General features: G+C 36.5%; 4 protein-coding genes. All 4 read right to left on the reverse strand.

Translation table 11 applies throughout. The features are described 5' to 3' along the window. Positions 1–218: 218 nt before the first annotated feature. From rfbC to rfbB, 4 genes are read right to left on the reverse strand one after another with little or no spacing between them, the layout of a single operon-like run. Positions 219–764, reverse strand: a complete 546-nt coding sequence (gene rfbC, locus A1QC_RS14675; protein ID WP_017024716.1) for a dTDP-4-dehydrorhamnose 3,5-epimerase — start codon at positions 762–764, stop codon at positions 219–221. Further along, a complete protein-coding gene (gene rfbD, locus A1QC_RS14680; RefSeq protein ID WP_026025769.1) occupies positions 764–1,633 on the reverse strand; it encodes a dTDP-4-dehydrorhamnose reductase in 870 nt (289 codons plus the stop codon). Before rfbD ends, rfbC begins: the two co-directional genes overlap by 1 nt. A gap of 7 nt (positions 1,634–1,640) precedes the next feature. After that, complete coding sequence (gene rfbA, locus A1QC_RS14685; protein ID WP_017024718.1) at positions 1,641–2,543, reverse strand: glucose-1-phosphate thymidylyltransferase RfbA; 903 nt, start codon at positions 2,541–2,543, stop codon at positions 1,641–1,643. A 2-nt stretch (positions 2,544–2,545) separates the two neighbouring features. Next, the gene (rfbB, locus tag A1QC_RS14690) at positions 2,546–3,622 is read right to left on the reverse strand and encodes a dTDP-glucose 4,6-dehydratase (RefSeq protein WP_017024719.1); all 1,077 of its coding nucleotides are present in this window, start codon (positions 3,620–3,622) and stop codon (positions 2,546–2,548) included. Positions 3,623–3,687: the final 65 nt, after the last annotated feature.

Genomic DNA, 3,687 nt, shown 5'->3' on the forward strand with positions numbered 1-3,687 from the left:
GACACAGTGTTGATATACAATATTGTTATTATGACCAAAGCCACAATTATAAGAATAGTTTAACCACTTTATATTTTCATTATAATTAAGACATATGAAGTCATCATTAATTACATTACTTTTTAATATTATATGAAAATCTTTAGATAAAGATTCCAGGCACCCGAGCTTATTTATAAGCTCGGAATGTTCATGGGAAACCACTGAAACATATATTTTCATAACGTTTTACTATCTAAAAAAGACAAACCTCTTTCATCTTTATTTGATAATATTGGATCATTAGTAACTGGCCAATTAATTCCAATTGTCTTATCATTCCACTTTATCGAAACCTCAGCATTTGGATTATAATAATCAGTGCATTTATAAACAAATTCAGCCTCATCACTAATAACATAGAAACCATGTGCAAAACCTTCTGGCACCCATAATTGACGTTTATTATCTGCTGAAAGATACTCACCTACCCATTGGCCAAATGTTGGAGAGTCTTTTCGGATATCAACTGCTACATCAAATACCTCACCAGATACAACTCGAACTAACTTTCCTTGTGTATTTTCTGTTTGGTAATGAAGGCCGCGTAATATACCTTTTTTAGACTTAGAATGATTATCTTGTACGAAGGTGATTGATTTACCCGCTACTTTTTTTTCAAATTCTACTTGATTCCAGGTTTCCATAAAGAAACCACGATCATCGCCAAAAACACTAGGCTCAATGATTTTAACATCTGGAATACTTGTATCTATTACTTTCATTATTGATACTCTTTAATTCGTTTAATTGCTAATTGCCAATTACTAGGTTCGATACCAAAAGTGTCTTTAATTTTCCGACAATCCAATTTTGAGTTTTCTGGACGTTTAGCTGCTGTGGGGTACTGCTCAGTACTAATTGCATTTAATTTAAGTTTATGATCAATGACACCTTGATTGTATGCTTGAGCAAAAATAACTTCAGAAAATTCAAACCAACTAACATGTGGCGCACCAGAAAAATGATATACTCCCCACTCTTCATTACCTGCTTGAATTTCCTTTGCTATAACAATAAGCGCTGCCGCAATATCCCCTGCAAAGGTAGGTCCTCCAAACTGGTCACTAACAATACTTAATTCATCACGATCCTTACCAAGACGTAGCATTGTCTTTACAAAGTTATTACCATGCTCACCAAAGACCCAAGCAGTTCTTATAATAATATGACGAGCACATGCTTGTGCAACCGCTAACTCTCCTGAAAGTTTAGTTGCCCCATAAACACCTTGGGGATTTGTAACGTCATCTTCATTGTATTGGCCTTTTTTATTACCTTCAAACACATAATCTGTAGAAATATGTAATATTACAGCACCAACTGAATGAGCAGCCTCAGCAAGATAACGTGGGCCATCACAATTAATTGCATTTGATAATGCTTCTTCAGATTCAGCTTTATCTACGGCCGTGTGGGCTGCGGCATTGATAATAAAGTCTGGTTCAAATTCAACTACTTTTGTCATCACCTGATCTTTGTCAGTAATATCAAGACCAGAAACATCCAATGCCAATACTTGCGCTTTACCGCTTAATTGCTGAACTAAGCAATGCCCAACTTGTCCATTGCAACCTGTAATTAATACTTTCATCATGATTTTAATATGCCATCTTTTTTTCAGCTAGTTTATTGAGGTATCGTCCATACTCATTCTTAATCATCGGGGTAGCTATACGCTTAAGGTCTTCCGAAGTTAACCAACCTTGAGTAAACGCTATCTCTTCCAAGCATGCTACTTTCAAACCTTGTACATGTTCGATAGTCTGAACAAATGATGATGCTTCGTGTAGGCTTTCGTGTGTGCCAGTATCCAACCAAGCGAAACCACGCCCTAACAACTCAACATTCAGTGAACCATCATTTAAGTACATTTCATTTAAAGTTGTGATTTCTAACTCACCACGATGAGATGGCTTCACTTGTTTTGCTAAATCAACAACACGGTTGTCATAAAAATACAAGCCTGTAACGGCATAATCCGACTTAGGTTTCAGCGGCTTCTCTTCAATAGAAATAGCGCGCATTTCGCTATCAAATTCAACAACACCAAAGCGTTCTGGGTCTTTAACTTGATAACCAAACACAGTGGCACCCTTGTCACGACTTGCAGCATTTTTTAATGTTTTGGTAAATGACTGACCGTAAAATATATTATCACCCAATACGAGACAGCAATTATCTTGACCAATAAAATCTTCACCAATAATAAATGCTTGAGCTAGTCCATCTGGACTTTCTTGAATGGCATACTCTAAATTAATGCCATAATCGCTACCGTCACCAAGTAAACGCTTAAAGCCTTCATTATCTTCTGGTGTTGTGATAACTAAAATATCTTTAATACCAGCGAGCATCAATGTAGAAAGCGGATAATAAATCATCGGCTTATCGTATACTGGTAATAGTTGTTTAGATACACCTCGTGTTAATGGGTATAGCCTAGTACCAGAACCTCCGGCTAAAATAATGCCTTTGTACTTTGGCGATGTAGAGCTAATCATATTTATTCCCCTCCAATACGTGCTAATTGGTATTCACCGCTTAATACGCGCTGCCACCAATTTTCATTATTTAAATACCATTCAACAGTTTTACGAATCCCAGTTTCAAAACTTTCTTCTGGCATCCAGCCTAATTCACGTTCTATTTTAGAAGCATCAATAGCATACCGTACATCATGCCCAGGGCGGTCTTTAACAAAAGTAATCAGTTCGTTATAATTTTTCATTGATGATGAATTAAAAGCAGGATTATCTGAAATAGGCTTTAATTCATCAAGAATTGCGCATAAAGTCTCTACTACTTCGATATTTTTCTTTTCATTATGACCGCCGATATTATAAGTTTCACCTACAACTCCTTCTGTAACAACCTTATAAAGCGCTCTCGCGTGATCTTCCACATATAACCAATCGCGAATTTGGCTTCCATCACCATATACTGGTAGTGATTTTGCTCCTAATGCATTTAAAATTACGTGTGGAATTAATTTTTCAGGAAAATGATATGGGCCGTAATTATTTGAGCAGTTCGTTACAATCACAGGTAAGCCGTAAGTACGATGCCAAGCCCGAACCAAATGATCACTTGAAGCTTTAGATGCCGAATAAGGAGAGCTAGGCTCATAAGAAGTCGTTTCAGTGAATAGATCATCTGTACCTTCTAAATCACCATAAACTTCATCGGTACTAATATGATGAAAACGAAAAGCTTGCTTTTTATCTTCAGGTAAAGTCACCCAATAGTTACGTGCGGCTTCTAATAAAGTAAATGTACCAACAATATTTGTTGTTATAAAATCAGCGGGGCCATCAATTGAACGGTCAACATGTGATTCAGCCGCTAGGTGCATAACAGCAGTTGGTTGATATTTAGTAAAAACATCAGCCATCGCTTTAGTATCGCAGATATCCGCTTGTACGAAATAGTAACGGTCACTATCTGAAATAGGAGCAACTGATTCCACATTACCAGCGTAAGTTAAGCAATCGACATTAACAACAGAATCATCTGTATTTCCAATAATATAGCGAACAACAGCACTACCTATAAAGCCTGCACCACCAGTAACTAGAATCATAAAATCTCCCAATTTTTCCTAAACGAACCAATATTGATTTGTAGTTTAATAGTTTAATAGTTTAA

The organism is Vibrio rumoiensis 1S-45, assembly GCF_000286955.2.
Lineage (GTDB): Bacteria > Pseudomonadota > Gammaproteobacteria > Enterobacterales > Vibrionaceae > Vibrio > Vibrio rumoiensis_A.